The sequence below is a fragment of the Sporosarcina sp. P37 genome, assembly GCF_002109365.1.
Lineage (GTDB): Bacteria > Bacillota > Bacilli > Bacillales_A > Planococcaceae > Sporosarcina.
On record NZ_CP015349.1, the window covers coordinates 18,408 to 33,638 of the forward strand.

Consider the following 15,231-nt stretch of genomic DNA (forward strand, 5'->3'; position numbering starts at 1 on the left):
TGTGTTCTTATATTTAAAGCGGAAATCGCCGTTTAGCCCCGGCAGGCGCTGGAAGACTGACAATAAAGGCGTCCTTTGCCTTTACTGACAGTCTGAAACGTCCCGAGGGGCTGGCGCTTGCAGCTGGCCTGCATATTTACAGCGGAAATCGCCTTTTAGCCCCGGTTGTGTAAAACATTATGTAATGTTGTATACAACAACTGCTTCTCACTTGCCATTTCATGCTATAATTCTTATACATATATAATTTGAGAAAGGAGATTCCTGTTGAAGAGAACCCAGAAAAAGACAGATCCGCCGAAAACGGGTCAGCGTCAGCATATAGCGTTTCGGATGAATTTTTTATTTGTAGCGATTTTTGTCTTATTTTCCATACTTATATTCCGTCTAGGCTATCTGCAAATAGTCAAAGGGGAAGACTATACACGCAGTCTTGAACGGACAGAAGAAATCGCAGTCAATACGAGCACGCCCCGGGGGAGAATTTTCGACCGCAATGGAAAAGTGCTCATAGACAATGAGGCGAAAAATGCAATTACCTATACCAAGACTTCTTCTACAACGACAAAAGAAATGCTTGAATTGGCTAGAGAATTGGCCAAGCTGATTGAACAAGATACGAAGCGTGTCACCATGGGTGATAAGTGTGATTTTTGGATTTTATTGAATCCGGAAAAAGCTTCCGAAAAAGTGCCGAAAAAGGAACAGGCAGAGCTTGCTAAAGATGATAAGAAATCGCAAAAAGATATTCAGCGGGAAATCAACCAGCTGACCCGTGACCGGATCACGGAAGAGGAACTGGCATCTTTGTCAGCAGAAGATCTGGAAGTGCTTGCGATCTACCGTGAAATGATGGCGGGATATGCCTATTCACCGCAAATTATCAAAAGTGACGGCGTGACGGATAAAGAATTTGCAGTCGTTTCTGAACGGCTGGATCAATTGCCGGGAGTCAATACAACAACAGACTGGGACCGCGTCAAGAAATCCGACAGCGCCATTCTCGGTTCCACGACGAGCGCAACGGAAGGAATACCGCGTTCGCACCTAGATTACTTCCTGGCAAGGGATTATTCCCGTAACGACCGCGTCGGAAGGAGTTATCTGGAATCTTATTATGAAGATTTACTGAAGGGCCAGAAGACAATTGTAAAAAACATTAAAGACCGTACAGGGAAAGTAGTTGAAACGAAGACAGTAAAAGAAGGGCTGCCCGGTAAAGATCTGGTCTTAACTACAGATACTGAACTGCAGAAGTCACTCGAAGAAGTAGTATCCAATAAATTGCTTCGTTTAAAGCAAGGTCCCAATACAAGTGCCTTGGAATCCGCATTTCTTGTAATGCTTGACCCTAATAATGGAGAGATCCTTTCCCTTGTCGGTAAAAAAGTGGTGAAGGACGAATCGACAGGCAGATGGGCGATACAAGATTATACATACGGTACATTCACTTCAGCTTATGAAGTAGGCTCTACGGTAAAACTGGCGACGATGCTGACGGGTTATAATGAAGGTGCCGCGAGAATTGGCGAAGTGAAAATTGACCAGCCAATCAACATCGGCGGCAGGTATAAACGATCACTGTTTAATCCAAACGGACGTGTCGCGCTGAATGATATTGCGGCAATCGGACGCTCTTCCAACGTATATATGTTCCGAATCGCCATGGGGCTGGGGAATGCCACGTACCGGCCTGGGCAAGGGCTGCCGATTGATAAGAAGGCATTTGACACATTCCGCGAAAACTTTGCATCATTTGGCTTAGGCGTCAAAACGGGTATTGACTTGCCTGGAGAGTATACGGGTGTAACAGGCACAGAGACCATTCCCGGTAAACTTCTCGACTTTTCAATTGGACAGTTTGATACCTATACACCGTTACAGATGGCACAGTATGTAGCGACCATCGCGTCAGACGGTTACCGAATTGCACCAAAGATTTTAAAAGAAATCCGTGAACCGTCACCAAACGGCGAAGTGCTCGGAGAATTGATTGAAGAAACGCCAGTGAAAGTGCTGAACCGTCTGAAAAACTCTCAAGTTGAAATTGATCAGGTGAAAAAAGGTATGCACTATGTATACTACGGAGCGAATGGCACTGCTTCAGGGCTGCTCGCGGGTGCACCATACGACGGAGCCGGGAAGACTGGTACAGCGGAATCGTTTTACTACACCGGCAATATATCCAATCCGGTAATTCCGACGATCAATTTGTCGCACGTAGGATATGCGCCGGCGCAAAATCCGGAAGTGGCATATTCTGTAATCGTTCCGTATATCTCCACAAATACGAAGCGTTACCCATCCGCAACAGCGAGTGAAATTGCGAGAGAAGCTCTGGATGTATTTTTTGAACAGAAAAGACAAAAAAATAACCGGGCAGACAACGCAACGCCGGATGTAAAAATTCAAAAATAAGGTACAAAAAAGACGAAGACCAATTTGGTTTTCGTCTTTTTATTACAGATGCAAGAAAAGCTTCGCGATTTCCGGGAAACGCATGTCGGAGCGCAACTCATAAGTGCCGGTTTTAATTTTTCGTGTATATTCATTTTCAATTATATATACTTCAAATTCTTCGGCGTTTTTTATTAATTTTTCCTTTTCCAGCTCACGCGCCAGTTCTGCCGGAGTAATACCCGGTTTGACAGTAAATTCCTTAATGATGACTTCTTCGGCTTCATTTTCAGCCGGAATGGTTTCCTGCTCAGCCTCCGGTTTCCGGGCAGCGTTTTTGGCGCCAAGCGTTTGAGAAATGGCTAATTCTCTTTTCAGAATGGCAACTTCTTCTTTAGAGTCGGCCAGCTGCTTTTGCAGTGCGCCTTCAGACGTTTGCTGCGCAACGAAATATAAAATGCCTCCAGCCAGCAGGCAGCCGATTCCGATGCCGCGCAATAATTCTTTCATCATGACAGCCGCACTCCTTTGGAATGCAAAACATCCGTTACTTCCTTCTCAGTCAATGACGCGCGCTTGGCGATTTCGGGAATGGTGTAGCCCTGACTGTGAAGTGACGTAATTTGATTGACGATGATTGCGTGAATTGTTTTCTTTGGCTCCGAAGATGCAGGTTCAGGAGGCGGGGAAGCGACCATTAATTCTTCTTCAAGCAGCCGCACTCTCTTTTTCAGATTGCTTGTTTCCTGGTGAAGACTGATTGAAATGTTTTCCAGTTCATCATCGGTCATGCGTGTTTTATTTCCCACAAAAAAAGATGCAGCAACGGAGAGTACACCGATAATGAATAAAAGTAAGGGGATGTCCATGTTAATTTCCTCCAACATAACTAGAGTTTCTTTCATAATACCATAAGCATTTATTGAATGATAATTGAATCTTTCTGCTGTACAAAGAGCAAATCTATGGTATAATTTATAAGTCGTATAAATCATGCTCATGTTTTACTTATATCTATGCTATTGAGTGGGAGGGACAGTAATGCGCGTAAACGTTACACTCGCTTGCACGGAATGTGCAGAGCGTAATTATATTACTAAGAAAAATAAGCGTAACAATCCAGAACGTATTGAAATGATGAAATATTGCTCACGTGAAAAAAAGCAAACTTTGCACCGTGAAACGAAATAATTATTAAAACCAAAACCTGCTTCGGTTTTGGTTTTTTCTTACGGGAGGTAGTACAGTGGAAAAGCAGCTTTTTCGGAAACAGGTTTTACAGCAATTACATCAATTATCTCCATCTGATCACGAACGAAAATCAGCGGCTATAACAGATAAAGTTCTTGCTTCGGATGAATTTAAGTATGCACAGACAATCGGAATCACCTTATCGAGATTTCCGGAAGTAGACACGCATCGTTTGATAGAAATCGCTTGGCAGGCCGGAAAACGAATTGCGATTCCCAGATGTATTTCTTCCACAAGAGAAATGGATTTTCGGCTGATAGATTCTTTTGATCAGACAGAAATAGTTTATATGGATTTGAAAGAGCCAAAAATTGATATGACCCGGCCTGTAAAGCCCGAGGAAATAGACCTGCAGATAGTGCCTGGTGTCGTATATTCAAAAGCAGGCTACCGTATCGGATTCGGCGGCGGTTATTATGACCGTTATTTGGTAAATTTTCCATATGAAACGATATCACTGGCATTTCATTGCCAAATCCGCGATAATATAAAGGTGGAGCCGCATGATGTTCCTGTGTCCTATATTTACACGGATGAACATATTATAGATTGTCAGAAAGTCCGTGAAGCTGATGAATGAATTTTATGATGTCCTGCAATTACTCAAACGATTCGGCATCATTATTTACACGGGCAACAAAAAACAGGACAGTATGATCATGGAATCGGAAGTGAAAGAACTGTACGACCATCAGTTTATCGATCAGCAGACGTATTTACAGGCGCTGCTCGTCTTACGCAGAGAGCAAACCAGCTAAGCGATTACACATAAAAATAAACGGAACTACTCATTTTTCAATCCATGTGAAACTTTTCACTCAATCAAACGTCTATATGTATGAAGACTATTAACAGCAATATTTACACGAAACGAAAGGAAGAGATGGAATGAGAAAATTTTCATGGCCTAAGCATTCCGTACTCATTATCGCAGTAATCGCAACTTGGCTGACTACCTATATCGGGTATTTCACCAGTTTCAATATGAAAATCGATAATGCTATGCAACAATTTATCTTACTGATTAATCCCCTGGCATTTCTATTGTTTGTTTACGGGGTGGCTTTATTTATCAAGAAGACCAAAACACGCAACCGCTATATTCTGACAGTCAGTATCCTGACATCTGTCGTCATGTTCAGCAATGCTGTGTTCTATCGCTTCTTTACGGACTTTATTACACTGCCTTTATTGTTCCAGACCAGTAACTTTTCAGACTTAAGTTCTTCCATTACTGAGAATATGCGTATTCTTGATGTGTTCTTCTTTACGGATGTTTTGATTATTCTTTTGGCTATACGTTTCATTAAACAGGAGCCGGTACAGGAATCGAACCGTAAAATGGGACGAAAAGTGTACTTCGCGGCAGCAGCTACCTTAATGATGTTCAATCTCGCAATGGCAGAAGCACAGCGCCCGCAGTTACTGACAAGAAGTTTTGACCGTGAATTACTTGTTAAAAACATCGGTACGTATAACTATCACTTATATGATCTATTCGTACAATCTAAGTCACATGCGCAGCGTACATTTGCGGATGGAACGGAATTGACGGAAATTGAGAACTACGTGAAAGCCAATCATGCGCAGCCGGACCCGAAAATGTTCGGTGCTGCTAAAGGCAAAAACGTCATCATTGTGTCATTGGAGTCATTACAGAACTTTGTTATTAATAATGATATGAACGGACATGAAATTACACCGTTCCTGAACGAATTAACAAAGGATAAAGACACATTCTACTTTGATAATTTCTATCACCAGACAGGTCTAGGGAAAACATCCGATTCCGAGTTCATCGTAGAGAACTCATTGTACGGACGTAACGGCAGTGCGGTATTCTTTACGCACAGCGGCAACACGTATAACTCCCTTAGTGAAAGTCTGGGCAAAAATGGGTATTACACAAGTGTTATGCACGCCAACAGCAAGAGTTTCTGGAACCGTGATATCATGTACAAAGCGCTGGACGTACAGAAGTTTTATGACGTCGACAGCTATACTATCGGGGAAGACGAAGCGGTCAACTGGGGAATGAAAGATATCCCTTACTTCCATCAGTCAGTCGATATCATGAAAGATATGCAAAAACCGTTTGCGACACGCATGATTACACTGACGAACCACCATCCATTTGATTTGGATGAGCAGGATAAGCTGATCCCTGAGTATACATCGAATTCCAACACATTAAATAAGTACTTCCAAACTGTCCGATACATGGATGAAGCGGTAAAAGAATTTTTTGATGATCTGAAAGAAAGCGGTTTGTACGATGATTCTATTATTGTGATGTACGGTGACCATTACGGCATTTCCGAAAACCACAATAAAGCAATGGGCATGTATATGGATAAAGAAATTACTCCATTCGACAATGCGGAGCTTCAAAAAGTTCCATTGTTCATTCATATTCCAGGCTACGGCGAAGGCAAGCAAATGAACGAGCTTGGCGGACAGATAGACTTGCGCCCGACTATTCTTCACTTGCTAGGCATTGATACAAAGGCGGATATGCAATTCGGTTCCGACTTATTCTCACCTGATCATGAGCCATTCGTCATCTTCCGTGACGGACGTCTGATTACGGACAAGAATATCTATGCCCACGAAGTATGCTACGATATCGAAACAGGAGAGCCTGGTGATGAAGAGCAATGTCAGCCTTACATCGAACGCGCAACTACTGAATTAAATTATTCGGATACTATCATCAACGGCGACTTGCTCCGGTTTAAAGAAAGACCGGAAGGCAGTCCAGAGATGAAAGAAAGTAAATAAGTTACTGAGCTGCACGGCTGCCTTAGCCGTGCAGCTTTTTTGCGCTTACAATATGTGCGGGAAATCGAACAACGAGCTGGAAGACAGCTTGGCGGGGCTGAGACGCAAGGTGCCATCAGTACAGGCAGTGTGTCTATATTGAAAGGAGATTCCATGTTAATTTGCATATAAGCTAATTACTGCGCAGCGATAAAAATTGCCCGCGCCAAATTGCAAAAAGCATAAAAAATAAGGACATCCCCAGTGAAGGGGTGTCCTTATTTTTTGGAACTTATTTGTGTAGCTGTGGCGGGTATCCTGAATATATAACAGTAGCGATCGTAAAGCCTCCGATAACTACAACCGTTACCACATTGAAAATTATACTTAATAGATTCCGCTCTTTAAAAGCTTGGACCGTTCCAAAGACTGCTAAAATTGCAATCAATCCAAAAATGATGACTAATAAATTCATTGAGTAGACACTCCTTTCAGCATTGAAAAAATGAATGCCATAAAGCGATATTCCTCCTCTATTGTACTGTTAATGAAACGTTTTGTCGAGATTAAATAATGACGATTGTTTGAATTAATCCTCATGATTCATTAAAATCAATAAGAGAGGTGAGATAATTGAGGATACATACACATCCATTAGGTCCTATTCAGACAAATTGTTACATAGTGGAAGACAGTGAAAAGAATTGTTTAGTATTTGATCCGGGAGAAGACGGCGAACTATTGCTTGCCGAGCTGCGGAAGCTTTCATTGAAGCCGCTGGCGATACTGCTGACCCATGCACACTTTGATCATATCGGAGCGGTGGGGACGGTCCGCAATGCGTATGACATTCCGGTGTATTTGCATGTAGCAGAAAAGAAGTGGCTGGCAAATCCTGAACTGAACGGTTCGGCGAAGTATCCGGTATTGCCGGATGTCATCTGCAATCCAGCCGATGTGCTGCTGCAGGATGAAAAACAATTACAGGTAGGCCCGTTTACGATGGGCACCCGTCATGTGCCCGGACACTCTCCGGGAAGCGTGTGCTACATCTTTGAAGACGAAGGATTCGCAATCGTAGGAGACACGTTGTTTCAGGGCAGTATCGGCCGTACAGACTTGCCTGGCGGCGACACAGAGACGCTGCTGAGTGCAATTCATGAACAGCTGCTGACTCTCGATGATGAAATGATCGTTTATCCGGGACACGGGCCTGCTACAACTCCAGGAATTGAAAAAGATCAAAACTCGTATTTGCATGGATTTTGATTATAATAATCCATACAAAAAACAGCTGTCCATTGGGGCAGCTGTTTTTTGTATGTACGGATTAGTGTCCTCCACCAGGTACGTGAATAAAAATGGAATAGTAACTGAAACCAACCATGAAAATCATCAAGTATGCTCCGAATAAGTAAACGTACATACGCTCTGAAAGTTTCAAGTATCCAAGTAGAATAAAGAAAATCGTGCTTGCGACCAGCAGTAAAGAAGCCGGAATCATATTACCTACATAGAACATGACTGCAAAAATACCTGTCCAGAATCCGCAAAGTTTGAACATATTATCCATCTACGAGTCCCTCCTTCACAACATTACAATAAGCTCTTATCCATTATAATAGAACGCCTGCCTAAAAGTAAACTCCAATCAATTTTACATTGTGACAAAAGAGTGTACTTGTACCGGCAAGAAGGACAGCAGCTACTAACAGTATAACAGAACTGTCATCAAAAATAATATGAAAATTCATTTTTGGTGCGGAATGAGCGGGATAAAATGAATTTTGACGCAGTTTTCTGCAGGAAAATTAAATTGACACAAATGCAGACAGTTTTTCAACAATTCCTTTACGTTATATACTACACTCCAAGATAAAAAGTGGTCTTTTGTCGAATGGAGAAAGGAGAGAATTATGGATATTGAAACGAATCCAATAGAAAAAACTTGTCTGCAATTGCTCGAAAAAGCAATCGATGCCGAAGCGACGGATATTCATTTCGTACCGACAGCTGAAGGATATGATGTCACCATACGCAAACATTCGCTATTTTCAAAGATTGGGCAATACCCCCATACACTGGGCAGCCGGCTGATCTCATTTTATAAATTTTTATCTTCATTAGACATCAGCGAACAGCGCCGTCCCCAAAGCGGTTCCTTTCACCGGTCATTCTCTGAATGCAGCTTCTCTTTTCGTGTCTCCACAATTCCGTCCATCCAACTGCGTGAAAGTGTCGCAATCCGCATACAAAAACATGATAAAATCGTTCCGCTCAGCCAGTTATGTATAAAGCCGCAATGGAGTCATCAGTTGGCGGAGGCGGCTTCATGCAGACAGGGGCTGTTCCTTGTGACAGGCCCGACAGGTTCAGGAAAAACAACGACGCTTTATTCCCTGACATCCCACTGCGTGACAGAACTGAAACGTCATGTCATTTCACTTGAAGATCCTGTGGAGAACAATCACAGCCATCTGCTGCAGATCCAGGTCAATGAACGTTCCGGCATTACATATTCAGCCGGATTGAAGGCTATATTACGGCACTCTCCGGACGTTATCATGATCGGCGAAATACGGGATGCAGAAACGGCGAAAATTGCTGTGGAAGCTGCTTTGACAGGACATTTGGTCCTCAGCACAATTCACGCAAAAGATACGGTCGGCTGCCTGTATCGTCTGCTGGATCTCGGTATTCATTTGGAGGAGCTGCGTCAGACGATTATCGCAATTTCCGCCCAGCGCCTCGTAACACAGAAGTCGGGAGACACAGCAGCGATTTTTGAAATATTACAGGAAGCGGGTTTGCAATCGGCAACTGAAGCGATTGCGAATGGCCAGCGCGTCATTATTCCGGATCATCAAAAAATTGATACACAACAGGCTGTGTACGACGGGGCATTATATGGAACGGAATAAGCTTCTTCGTTCATCTGCGGGCAGAAAACTGATAAAACCGGCTGAGTTCCTGCAGCGTCTGTCAGTGTTATTACAGGAAGGTTATACATTTCATGAAGGACTGATACTGATTCTTCCATACCACTCAAAAGAATATGAGGAAAAGCTGCTGCAAGTGGAAGCAGAATTGAAAATGGGCTATGGCGTGTCACACATACTAAAGAATCTGGGGTTTGAAAGAAGTATCATGCTGCCGATCGTTATTGCGGAAGTGGACGGTAATTTAATACGGGCATTAAAAGAAGTTGCAGACCGTGTCAATCGTACAGCAGATAAACGGAGGCAGATCCAGAAATTACTGGCATATCCAAGTGTGTTATTTTCTTTTTTGCTAATTTTATTGGTCGCATTCCGTCAGTTCTTCTTGCCGAATTTCGAAGCGCTGTCTGTGATGCGTGCCAGCGAGACCGGCGGAATGGTGCAGCTTTTGCCAAAAGTGGTTTCTTTAATACCAGATTTATTACTGACTTTAGCTGTCATAGGCTGCGCGGTATTTGTGCTGTTGAGGATATGGCTGAAAAAACTGACCGCTTCACGCACCTTGCATTATATATTAAAAACACCGGTCTTAGGAAGATTCTACAGTGAAATGAAAACAAGAGATTTTGCCAGTGAACTCGGCAGTCTGCTGCAGTCAGGCTTATCGATGCAAAATGCGCTTGCTGTTCTGACGGAGCAGACAGAAGATCCGATTCTTTCCGTCATGACAAGAAGGCTGAGTGAGCTGGTGATCTATGGGGAATCGTTGCACGGGGCAATCCGGCTGACAGATGGATTGTCACCGCGTCTTGCGGATTTCGCGAAACATGGTGCGGATACAGGCTATCTGCCAAAGGAATTACTGCTTTACAGTGAACATACAAGCGAACAGCTGGAAGAAAAGGTAAATCAATGGATTACTGTTTTACAGCCTGCTTTATTCGGCATTTTGGCAGTGTGTATTTTATTGTCCTACTTATCTATCCTGCTGCCAGTCTATAAGATGATTGACAGCATATAAAGGGAGGAAACGGAAGTGCTTACCAATGAAAAAGGATTTACACTGATTGAAATGATGATCATCTTAAACATTGGAGAGTGGGAAGAGCGCAAATACGGCGCTCGCAAGGGTTTATAGGTGACTTGGCAAGTCGAAAAACCACAGAAAAACCACATTTATTTTCATTTTAGATAAATTGGCGGAAATACTCGTTGATTTTGTCGTCACTCTGCTTCTGCATTTTCTTTGTGACATGAGTGTAAATATCGAGAGTGATGTTTATGTTTGAGTGACCGACTCGTTCCATAATGACAGGGAGGTCTACGCCAGCTTCGACAAGCATCGTAATGTGCGTATGTCGAAGAATGTGCGTGCCGCTGACATCGGGTATACCGTATGCTTTGTACATTTTATTAAACACGTTGGCAATTGTCACGGACCGGACAGGCTGCTGGCTTCGTCCGGTGAAGACTAGGTTACACCATTTTGATTTGGGATCACGTAAACCGATCAACTTCTCTTTGTTGTACTGGATCTTCATTTTTTTCAGCTCTTCGGCGAGTTCCTGGTTAAACGATACAGTCCGATTGGAATCTTCCGTTTTTGGTGGCATGAATTCGAAGCCGCCTTCATCCGCTGGTTTCTCAAACAAAGTCTTGCGGACGACCAGCGTGCTTGTTTCCATGTCGATATCATCCCAAGTGAGTGCTAATGCCTCTCCGACGCGCAGTCCTGTAGAAAGCAAGGTGAGGGCTAAAGCGTATGCATTTCTTCTTCCGGACGATTTGACGCCAGTCAAGAAGTTCTGAATCTCTTCTTTTTCAAGATACTTCTTCTTTGCGTTCACAAAAGGGGTAGATGCTTTGTTCGCTTTTGGAAGAACCGTGTCTTTCACCAAGTTCTTTTCAATATAATCATTTTTTGCAGCGTACTCAAATAGCAGGTTCAACGCAGTACGAGTGCCGGCAATATGATGCTTCGAGATGCCAGTATCACGTCGTTCAATCAAGAACTTTTGCAAATCGTTCGCCTGCAGCTTGCTGATCAAATGATTACCGTGTTTTTCGATAAACAGCCGTAAAGCGACTACACGGGTTTTGACAGACGAGGGCTTTACCGTTTCTTTGTAGACTTCCATCCATTGCGCATAGACTTCCTGAACCAACAGCTTGTGCGGCTGACGTTGCTTTGATAACTCGTCTGCAGCTACTTGGACTCTTTGCATGGCTTCTTTTTTTGTGGCACCCCGCCGGGTAATTTGACGTCTTTGGCCAGTCAGGGGATTAGGAGTGGCATCGGTGGTACAGGACCATTTTCCGTTGTTTAATTTGCGACAGTACATGTTCTTCTCTCCTCCCAAATAAGAATATACGTTCTTAATTTAATTAAGATTTAACCCAACCGAATTAAGGTTGGGTTATTGTTTGGAATTGTATTTAACAAAATGTGATATCATATCTATATTTCTAATAGAAAGAAATATAGAATGTAGTATCAAGAAAATCCAAATTGTTGAACAAGATATTAATATCCAGTATTTTGACAATGCTTTCAAGTTAGGGAAAAGCACATCTATCTTTAGCATTGAAGTGAGCAAGACATTAATGATTAAACTAATTACTAAAATGAGTAATTGAGAGATAACCGCGTATGCAAAAAAAGATATAACTGCATCTATTTCTTTTTTTGTAGGATTATTTAAAATTAAGTTTTTTATCTTATTTAACCCTTTTAAATTAGGTTCAGGGATTGCTTTAGTAACGACTTTGTTTTCAGACAAGCTACTGGATGAAGCAATAATTGCTAAACTTGCAGTGTTAAATCCAGCAAGGATCGCAGTAATTGTGATCGTAATGCTATTTAAATCTTGAATTACAATCGCGAAATCTCTAGGAGTTGGGATTAGATACGCAGCAAAAGTAGCGACAATTAAAGCTATAAATAGTGGAGCCACAATATCAAAAATCAATTCTCTTGGAGTGGAGTACTTTAAGTAATTTATCACATTATTTCTTATGAATTTATTATGTTCTGTCTTATTTCTTTTTATCTTAACCTTATGCTTAATCATCTCCTCATTCCCTTCTCTTGCCTACCTACGCTTAATAGATTTTGCTAGATCAACCATTTGAGTGATAATCTTGCTCTGATCCAAAATTCCATTGCTATTTTTAGTAGTTTTTATCGGATAGCTTTGAGGCTTTATTTTAAATTCTGCTTTTAAATCTTTTCCTTCAGCCCTACCTTTAGCCAAGATAGAGTCAATTTTTTCTAAGTCTAATGCATTTTGTACAAACTTCTTCACCTGGCTTATTCCGTTACTTCTTATTGTGTTCTTGAAAGTATACGTCATTTCGGTGACGTTGTTCAAATAATCTTCTTTTGATGCATCATTTTTCGTGAAATGTGATAAAGCGCTATTCACGTCTGCTTTTTCTACAATTGTATTGACGGAAACCGATTTAATGTTCTGGATTTTTGCTAATTGTTCGTAGAACCCTTGGTCATGAATTGTTAATAATGTGAAAATGTGTTCTTTATAAAGTGAATGGGCACTATTTTTCTCGTTAAATTCTGTAACTAAATCTTCTGCTAAGTAATCCCGATTTTTCAGAAAATCAAAAAAGAAATTACGCGAAAAAATTCTGAAAGGGTCATTCTGAATTAAAAACAAACCACTTTCACGATTGATTACAAAGTTAATTTCATTTTTTACACCCTGGCGAGGCTCTAATGTATTTACAATAGCATCTGTATGAGTATCAATAATTTCACTGAGCGTTCCATACTTTGTAGTATGAATTTTGCCTTCCAGAATTTCCGCATCAGAAGATTGTTGTAATGATACTAGATGAAAGTAGTTCGTTCCGTCCAAATGCTTGCTTGCGTCACTCTCTATAACCAATCTTAAAAATTCTTCAAAAAAATCGGAATCATAATAATTATCGATAATTGTGGAGTTATCAATATTTACTACAGGAGTTCCAATTTGAAAAGCATATACAGTAATGGAATGCATTTTTGTTTTAGACATGCCTTAACCCTCTTTCGTAATTCTTTTTATCATATTCATATCTGCTTAATAACAATGCCTCGTCTTATCTGATCCACTCCAACGTCCCCAACTTCCCATGCGACACAACAAACCCATCCACCTTACGCTGAAACTCCAACTCCATCCGATAAGTAGCAAGCTCATCTGTCACCAGAAAGTAATCCGCAATGTCCGAGATCACCACAGGCGCTTCATAAGCGTCCGCATAAACATCTTCAATGAATTGCCCTGGCATCAGCAGATAGGCGGCCATACGCTTCGCCTGGTTCTCACATTTGCCAATAGTGTACTGATCGGCACTCAATTGCTGCTGGTAGTGTGCATACAAATGGCAGAACTCCTCTGCAAGCAGCAGCTTCTTCTCGATCGCGTCCAGTCCTTCTTTCAGAAAGATCGTGCCGCGCCTGCCGCGCTCTTCTGGCAGGGAGAAAGCTTTAAGGCGGGGGATAGGGTCGCTGCCGGTCAACTCCTCCATAAAGGGAGCATCTAGCGGCAGCACGCGCATGCCGTAACGCCAGCAGATGTCATATAAATCAATTTCATCTGGATATGTATAGTGAAAGTGGGAGAGGACCTTTTCAGCCCGTTCCTCCCAATAGTCGGTGTGTTGTCTTAGCTGCATTGAATCACAACCTTTAAAATTCTTCCTCTGTTCTATAGTTAAGATTATTGACAAGAAAAGTATTTCCATTAAGTTTTATGGTGAAGGACTTTGCGTTAGAATAGACCGCGAAACCAACGGCTGCAATTATATTCCCCTCTTTTCGGTAGTATGTTTCAGTAGCTGCGTTTGGAACAGCGGCAATTTCTTTTGCTGTATCACCTCGGTCATCAGTAACTGATATATCTGGGATGGTAGGCGTTATTCCTGATCGTGGATCAATTTCTTTTTTAGAATGAAATTCTAGGAACAAGATGAGTTCCGCGTCTCTTTTACCGTCGGAATTCATACCTTTAAGAACTGAAAAGCTACCGATATATTCACCTGAAACATCTTTTATGCCCAATATACTCGGAATACCTTTTTTCCCAAAATCGATACCAATAATCTTGATTTCCTGTTCTTGAAATTCAACCGAGGGACTATCTACAGACATTACATAATCTTTCAATTGATCGTTTTGACTTGAAGGGATTAATTGAGTTGGCTCAACATTTTCGTCATCTTTAACCGAACTTTCTTTTTTTGGAGATTCGTCGCTTTTTGACACGACAATATCCTTATTAGTTTTTTCGCTCTTATCTTTGGTAGCTTCAGGTGAACCTCCGCATGCCGAAAGTGATAAGGCTACCATACCTCCAGCCGCTGTAATCAAGACTTTTTTTAACACATAGGTTCCTCCTAATCAATTTGTCTCACCTCTACTTGTTAGTGAGATATTACTATGTGAGATATAAAAATAAACACGGCTATAGAAACCGCGAATTAATCAAAAAGCATCAATATTTTCGAGAAACCAATTTTCTATATGAGGTTGAGATTTAGGATTTCTCAACCATTCTTTATAACTCTTTATATCTCCACTAGAATGAATTTCCTCGAAACAATCGGTCATAACATACTCAAATGCATTTTCTCTTTTCTTTTGAAGTGCTTTTTTATTCGGACCGAGTACTTTTGAAATCTTTTCATAAGCCTGCAATATCAAACCCGCTATAAATAACGTGATAAACGTAACTACTATGGCCTTGCCCCACCAATAATCCCATAAAGCTAAGCCTATGATGTATAAGACAAAGAAAGCTATGAAGGTCTTGATTTCTCTAGCGAATAGAATTACAAATATTAGAATCGCAAGAAACAGAAGCATCATGACATTCACCCCCTA

19 protein-coding genes are annotated in these 15,231 nt (G+C 41.6%); 9 read left to right on the forward strand and 10 right to left on the reverse strand.

What is annotated here, in order from left to right:
* The first annotated feature begins 267 nt into the window (after nucleotides 1-267).
* Entirely contained in the window at nucleotides 268-2,418 is a 2,151-nt protein-coding gene (locus tag SporoP37_RS00115) for a peptidoglycan D,D-transpeptidase FtsI family protein (protein ID WP_085429872.1), read from the forward strand.
* Between the two features lie 42 nt (nucleotides 2,419-2,460).
* On the opposite strand, the gene SporoP37_RS00120 is transcribed toward SporoP37_RS00115, so the two are convergent.
* A complete protein-coding gene (locus SporoP37_RS00120; RefSeq protein ID WP_085429873.1) occupies nucleotides 2,461-2,910 on the reverse strand; it encodes an endolytic transglycosylase MltG in 450 nt (149 codons plus the stop codon).
* The gene (locus tag SporoP37_RS00125) at nucleotides 2,907-3,266 is read right to left on the reverse strand and encodes a hypothetical protein (RefSeq protein ID WP_081241858.1); all 360 of its coding nucleotides are present in this window, start codon (nucleotides 3,264-3,266) and stop codon (nucleotides 2,907-2,909) included. The genes SporoP37_RS00120 and SporoP37_RS00125 overlap by 4 nt, the downstream gene beginning before the upstream one ends.
* A gap of 172 nt (nucleotides 3,267-3,438) precedes the next feature.
* On the opposite strand from SporoP37_RS00125, the gene rpmG reads away from it, so the two are divergent.
* The 4 genes from rpmG (at nucleotide 3,439) to SporoP37_RS00145 (ending at nucleotide 6,429) form a co-directional block, all read left to right on the forward strand.
* Nucleotides 3,439-3,588 carry a 50S ribosomal protein L33 gene (rpmG, locus tag SporoP37_RS00130; protein WP_029054517.1) on the forward strand — a complete coding sequence of 50 codons (150 nt, stop codon included), beginning with the start codon at nucleotides 3,439-3,441 and terminating at the stop codon, nucleotides 3,586-3,588.
* A 55-nt stretch (nucleotides 3,589-3,643) separates the two neighbouring features.
* A complete protein-coding gene (locus SporoP37_RS00135; protein WP_081241859.1) occupies nucleotides 3,644-4,228 on the forward strand; it encodes a 5-formyltetrahydrofolate cyclo-ligase in 585 nt (194 codons plus the stop codon).
* Nucleotides 4,221-4,406 (forward strand): YqgQ family protein, encoded by a 186-nt coding sequence (locus SporoP37_RS00140; protein WP_081241860.1) that lies wholly within the window; start codon nucleotides 4,221-4,223, stop codon nucleotides 4,404-4,406. Before SporoP37_RS00135 ends, SporoP37_RS00140 begins: the two co-directional genes overlap by 8 nt.
* A gap of 130 nt (nucleotides 4,407-4,536) precedes the next feature.
* The gene (locus tag SporoP37_RS00145; RefSeq protein WP_081241861.1) at nucleotides 4,537-6,429 is read left to right on the forward strand and encodes an LTA synthase family protein; all 1,893 of its coding nucleotides are present in this window, start codon (nucleotides 4,537-4,539) and stop codon (nucleotides 6,427-6,429) included.
* A gap of 271 nt (nucleotides 6,430-6,700) precedes the next feature.
* On the opposite strand, the gene SporoP37_RS00150 is transcribed toward SporoP37_RS00145, so the two are convergent.
* On the reverse strand, nucleotides 6,701-6,883 hold the full coding sequence (locus SporoP37_RS00150) for a DUF2759 domain-containing protein (protein WP_081241862.1): 183 nt from the start codon (nucleotides 6,881-6,883) through the stop codon (nucleotides 6,701-6,703).
* A gap of 158 nt (nucleotides 6,884-7,041) precedes the next feature.
* On the opposite strand from SporoP37_RS00150, the gene SporoP37_RS00155 reads away from it, so the two are divergent.
* Nucleotides 7,042-7,677, forward strand: a complete 636-nt coding sequence (locus tag SporoP37_RS00155) for an MBL fold metallo-hydrolase (protein ID WP_085429874.1) — start codon at nucleotides 7,042-7,044, stop codon at nucleotides 7,675-7,677.
* A gap of 61 nt (nucleotides 7,678-7,738) precedes the next feature.
* Here the strand turns inward: SporoP37_RS00155 and SporoP37_RS00160 are convergent, their stop codons facing one another.
* Entirely contained in the window at nucleotides 7,739-7,981 is a 243-nt protein-coding gene (locus SporoP37_RS00160; RefSeq protein ID WP_081241864.1) for a DUF2626 domain-containing protein, read from the reverse strand.
* Between the two features lie 343 nt (nucleotides 7,982-8,324).
* Here SporoP37_RS00160 and comGA point away from each other — a divergent pair, with 343 nt between their 5' ends.
* Genes comGA through SporoP37_RS16735 form a run of 3 tightly spaced genes read left to right on the forward strand, consistent with a single transcriptional unit; the run spans nucleotide 8,325 to nucleotide 10,485 of the window.
* The gene (gene comGA, locus SporoP37_RS00165; protein ID WP_081241865.1) at nucleotides 8,325-9,329 is read left to right on the forward strand and encodes a competence type IV pilus ATPase ComGA; all 1,005 of its coding nucleotides are present in this window, start codon (nucleotides 8,325-8,327) and stop codon (nucleotides 9,327-9,329) included.
* Entirely contained in the window at nucleotides 9,316-10,368 is a 1,053-nt protein-coding gene (gene comGB / locus SporoP37_RS00170) for a competence type IV pilus assembly protein ComGB (RefSeq protein ID WP_158233567.1), read from the forward strand. The genes comGA and comGB overlap by 14 nt, the downstream gene beginning before the upstream one ends.
* A 15-nt stretch (nucleotides 10,369-10,383) precedes the next feature.
* Entirely contained in the window at nucleotides 10,384-10,485 is a 102-nt protein-coding gene (locus SporoP37_RS16735; protein WP_143565445.1) for a prepilin-type N-terminal cleavage/methylation domain-containing protein, read from the forward strand.
* Nucleotides 10,486-10,534: 49 nt separating this feature from the next.
* Here SporoP37_RS16735 and SporoP37_RS00175 read toward each other — a convergent pair whose 3' ends face one another.
* The 6 genes from SporoP37_RS00175 to SporoP37_RS00200 form a co-directional block, all read right to left on the reverse strand.
* Nucleotides 10,535-11,572, reverse strand: coding sequence for a tyrosine-type recombinase/integrase (locus SporoP37_RS00175; protein ID WP_158233568.1), 1,038 nt, complete (start codon nucleotides 11,570-11,572; stop codon nucleotides 10,535-10,537).
* 192 nt (nucleotides 11,573-11,764) lie between these two features.
* Nucleotides 11,765-12,418 carry a hypothetical protein gene (locus tag SporoP37_RS00180; RefSeq protein ID WP_085429877.1) on the reverse strand — a complete coding sequence of 218 codons (654 nt, stop codon included), beginning with the start codon at nucleotides 12,416-12,418 and terminating at the stop codon, nucleotides 11,765-11,767.
* A gap of 21 nt (nucleotides 12,419-12,439) precedes the next feature.
* Nucleotides 12,440-13,381, reverse strand: a complete 942-nt coding sequence (locus tag SporoP37_RS00185; protein ID WP_085429878.1) for a hypothetical protein — start codon at nucleotides 13,379-13,381, stop codon at nucleotides 12,440-12,442.
* Between the two features lie 64 nt (nucleotides 13,382-13,445).
* Nucleotides 13,446-14,024 (reverse strand): ImmA/IrrE family metallo-endopeptidase, encoded by a 579-nt coding sequence (locus SporoP37_RS00190; RefSeq protein ID WP_158233569.1) that lies wholly within the window; start codon nucleotides 14,022-14,024, stop codon nucleotides 13,446-13,448.
* 13 nt (nucleotides 14,025-14,037) lie between these two features.
* On the reverse strand, nucleotides 14,038-14,733 hold the full coding sequence (locus SporoP37_RS00195; protein ID WP_085429880.1) for a hypothetical protein: 696 nt from the start codon (nucleotides 14,731-14,733) through the stop codon (nucleotides 14,038-14,040).
* Nucleotides 14,734-14,832: 99 nt separating this feature from the next.
* Entirely contained in the window at nucleotides 14,833-15,216 is a 384-nt protein-coding gene (locus SporoP37_RS00200; RefSeq protein WP_085429881.1) for a hypothetical protein, read from the reverse strand.
* Between the last annotated feature and the right edge of the window lie 15 nt (nucleotides 15,217-15,231).

What these genes read in the sequence shown, in the direction of transcription:
- SporoP37_RS00120 (WP_085429873.1), bottom strand. Translation starts at nt 2,910, where the DNA reads ATGATGAAAGAATTATTGCGCGGCATCGGAATCGGCTGCCTGCTGGCT.
- SporoP37_RS00125 (WP_081241858.1), bottom strand. Translation starts at nt 3,266, where the DNA reads ATGGACATCCCCTTACTTTTATTCATTATCGGTGTACTCTCCGTTGCT.
- rpmG (WP_029054517.1), top strand. Translation starts at nt 3,439, where the DNA reads ATGCGCGTAAACGTTACACTCGCTTGCACGGAATGTGCAGAGCGTAAT.
- SporoP37_RS00140 (WP_081241860.1), top strand. Translation starts at nt 4,221, where the DNA reads ATGAATGAATTTTATGATGTCCTGCAATTACTCAAACGATTCGGCATC.
- SporoP37_RS00145 (WP_081241861.1), top strand. Translation starts at nt 4,537, where the DNA reads ATGAGAAAATTTTCATGGCCTAAGCATTCCGTACTCATTATCGCAGTA.
- SporoP37_RS00150 (WP_081241862.1), bottom strand. Translation starts at nt 6,883, where the DNA reads ATGAATTTATTAGTCATCATTTTTGGATTGATTGCAATTTTAGCAGTC.
- SporoP37_RS00160 (WP_081241864.1), bottom strand. Translation starts at nt 7,981, where the DNA reads ATGGATAATATGTTCAAACTTTGCGGATTCTGGACAGGTATTTTTGCA.
- comGA (WP_081241865.1), top strand. Translation starts at nt 8,325, where the DNA reads ATGGATATTGAAACGAATCCAATAGAAAAAACTTGTCTGCAATTGCTC.
- comGB (WP_158233567.1), top strand. Translation starts at nt 9,316, where the DNA reads ATGGAACGGAATAAGCTTCTTCGTTCATCTGCGGGCAGAAAACTGATA.
- SporoP37_RS00175 (WP_158233568.1), bottom strand. Translation starts at nt 11,572, where the DNA reads ATGCAAAGAGTCCAAGTAGCTGCAGACGAGTTATCAAAGCAACGTCAG.
- SporoP37_RS00180 (WP_085429877.1), bottom strand. Translation starts at nt 12,418, where the DNA reads ATGATTAAGCATAAGGTTAAGATAAAAAGAAATAAGACAGAACATAAT.
- SporoP37_RS00185 (WP_085429878.1), bottom strand. Translation starts at nt 13,381, where the DNA reads ATGTCTAAAACAAAAATGCATTCCATTACTGTATATGCTTTTCAAATT.
- SporoP37_RS00190 (WP_158233569.1), bottom strand. Translation starts at nt 14,024, where the DNA reads ATGCAGCTAAGACAACACACCGACTATTGGGAGGAACGGGCTGAAAAG.
- SporoP37_RS00200 (WP_085429881.1), bottom strand. Translation starts at nt 15,216, where the DNA reads ATGATGCTTCTGTTTCTTGCGATTCTAATATTTGTAATTCTATTCGCT.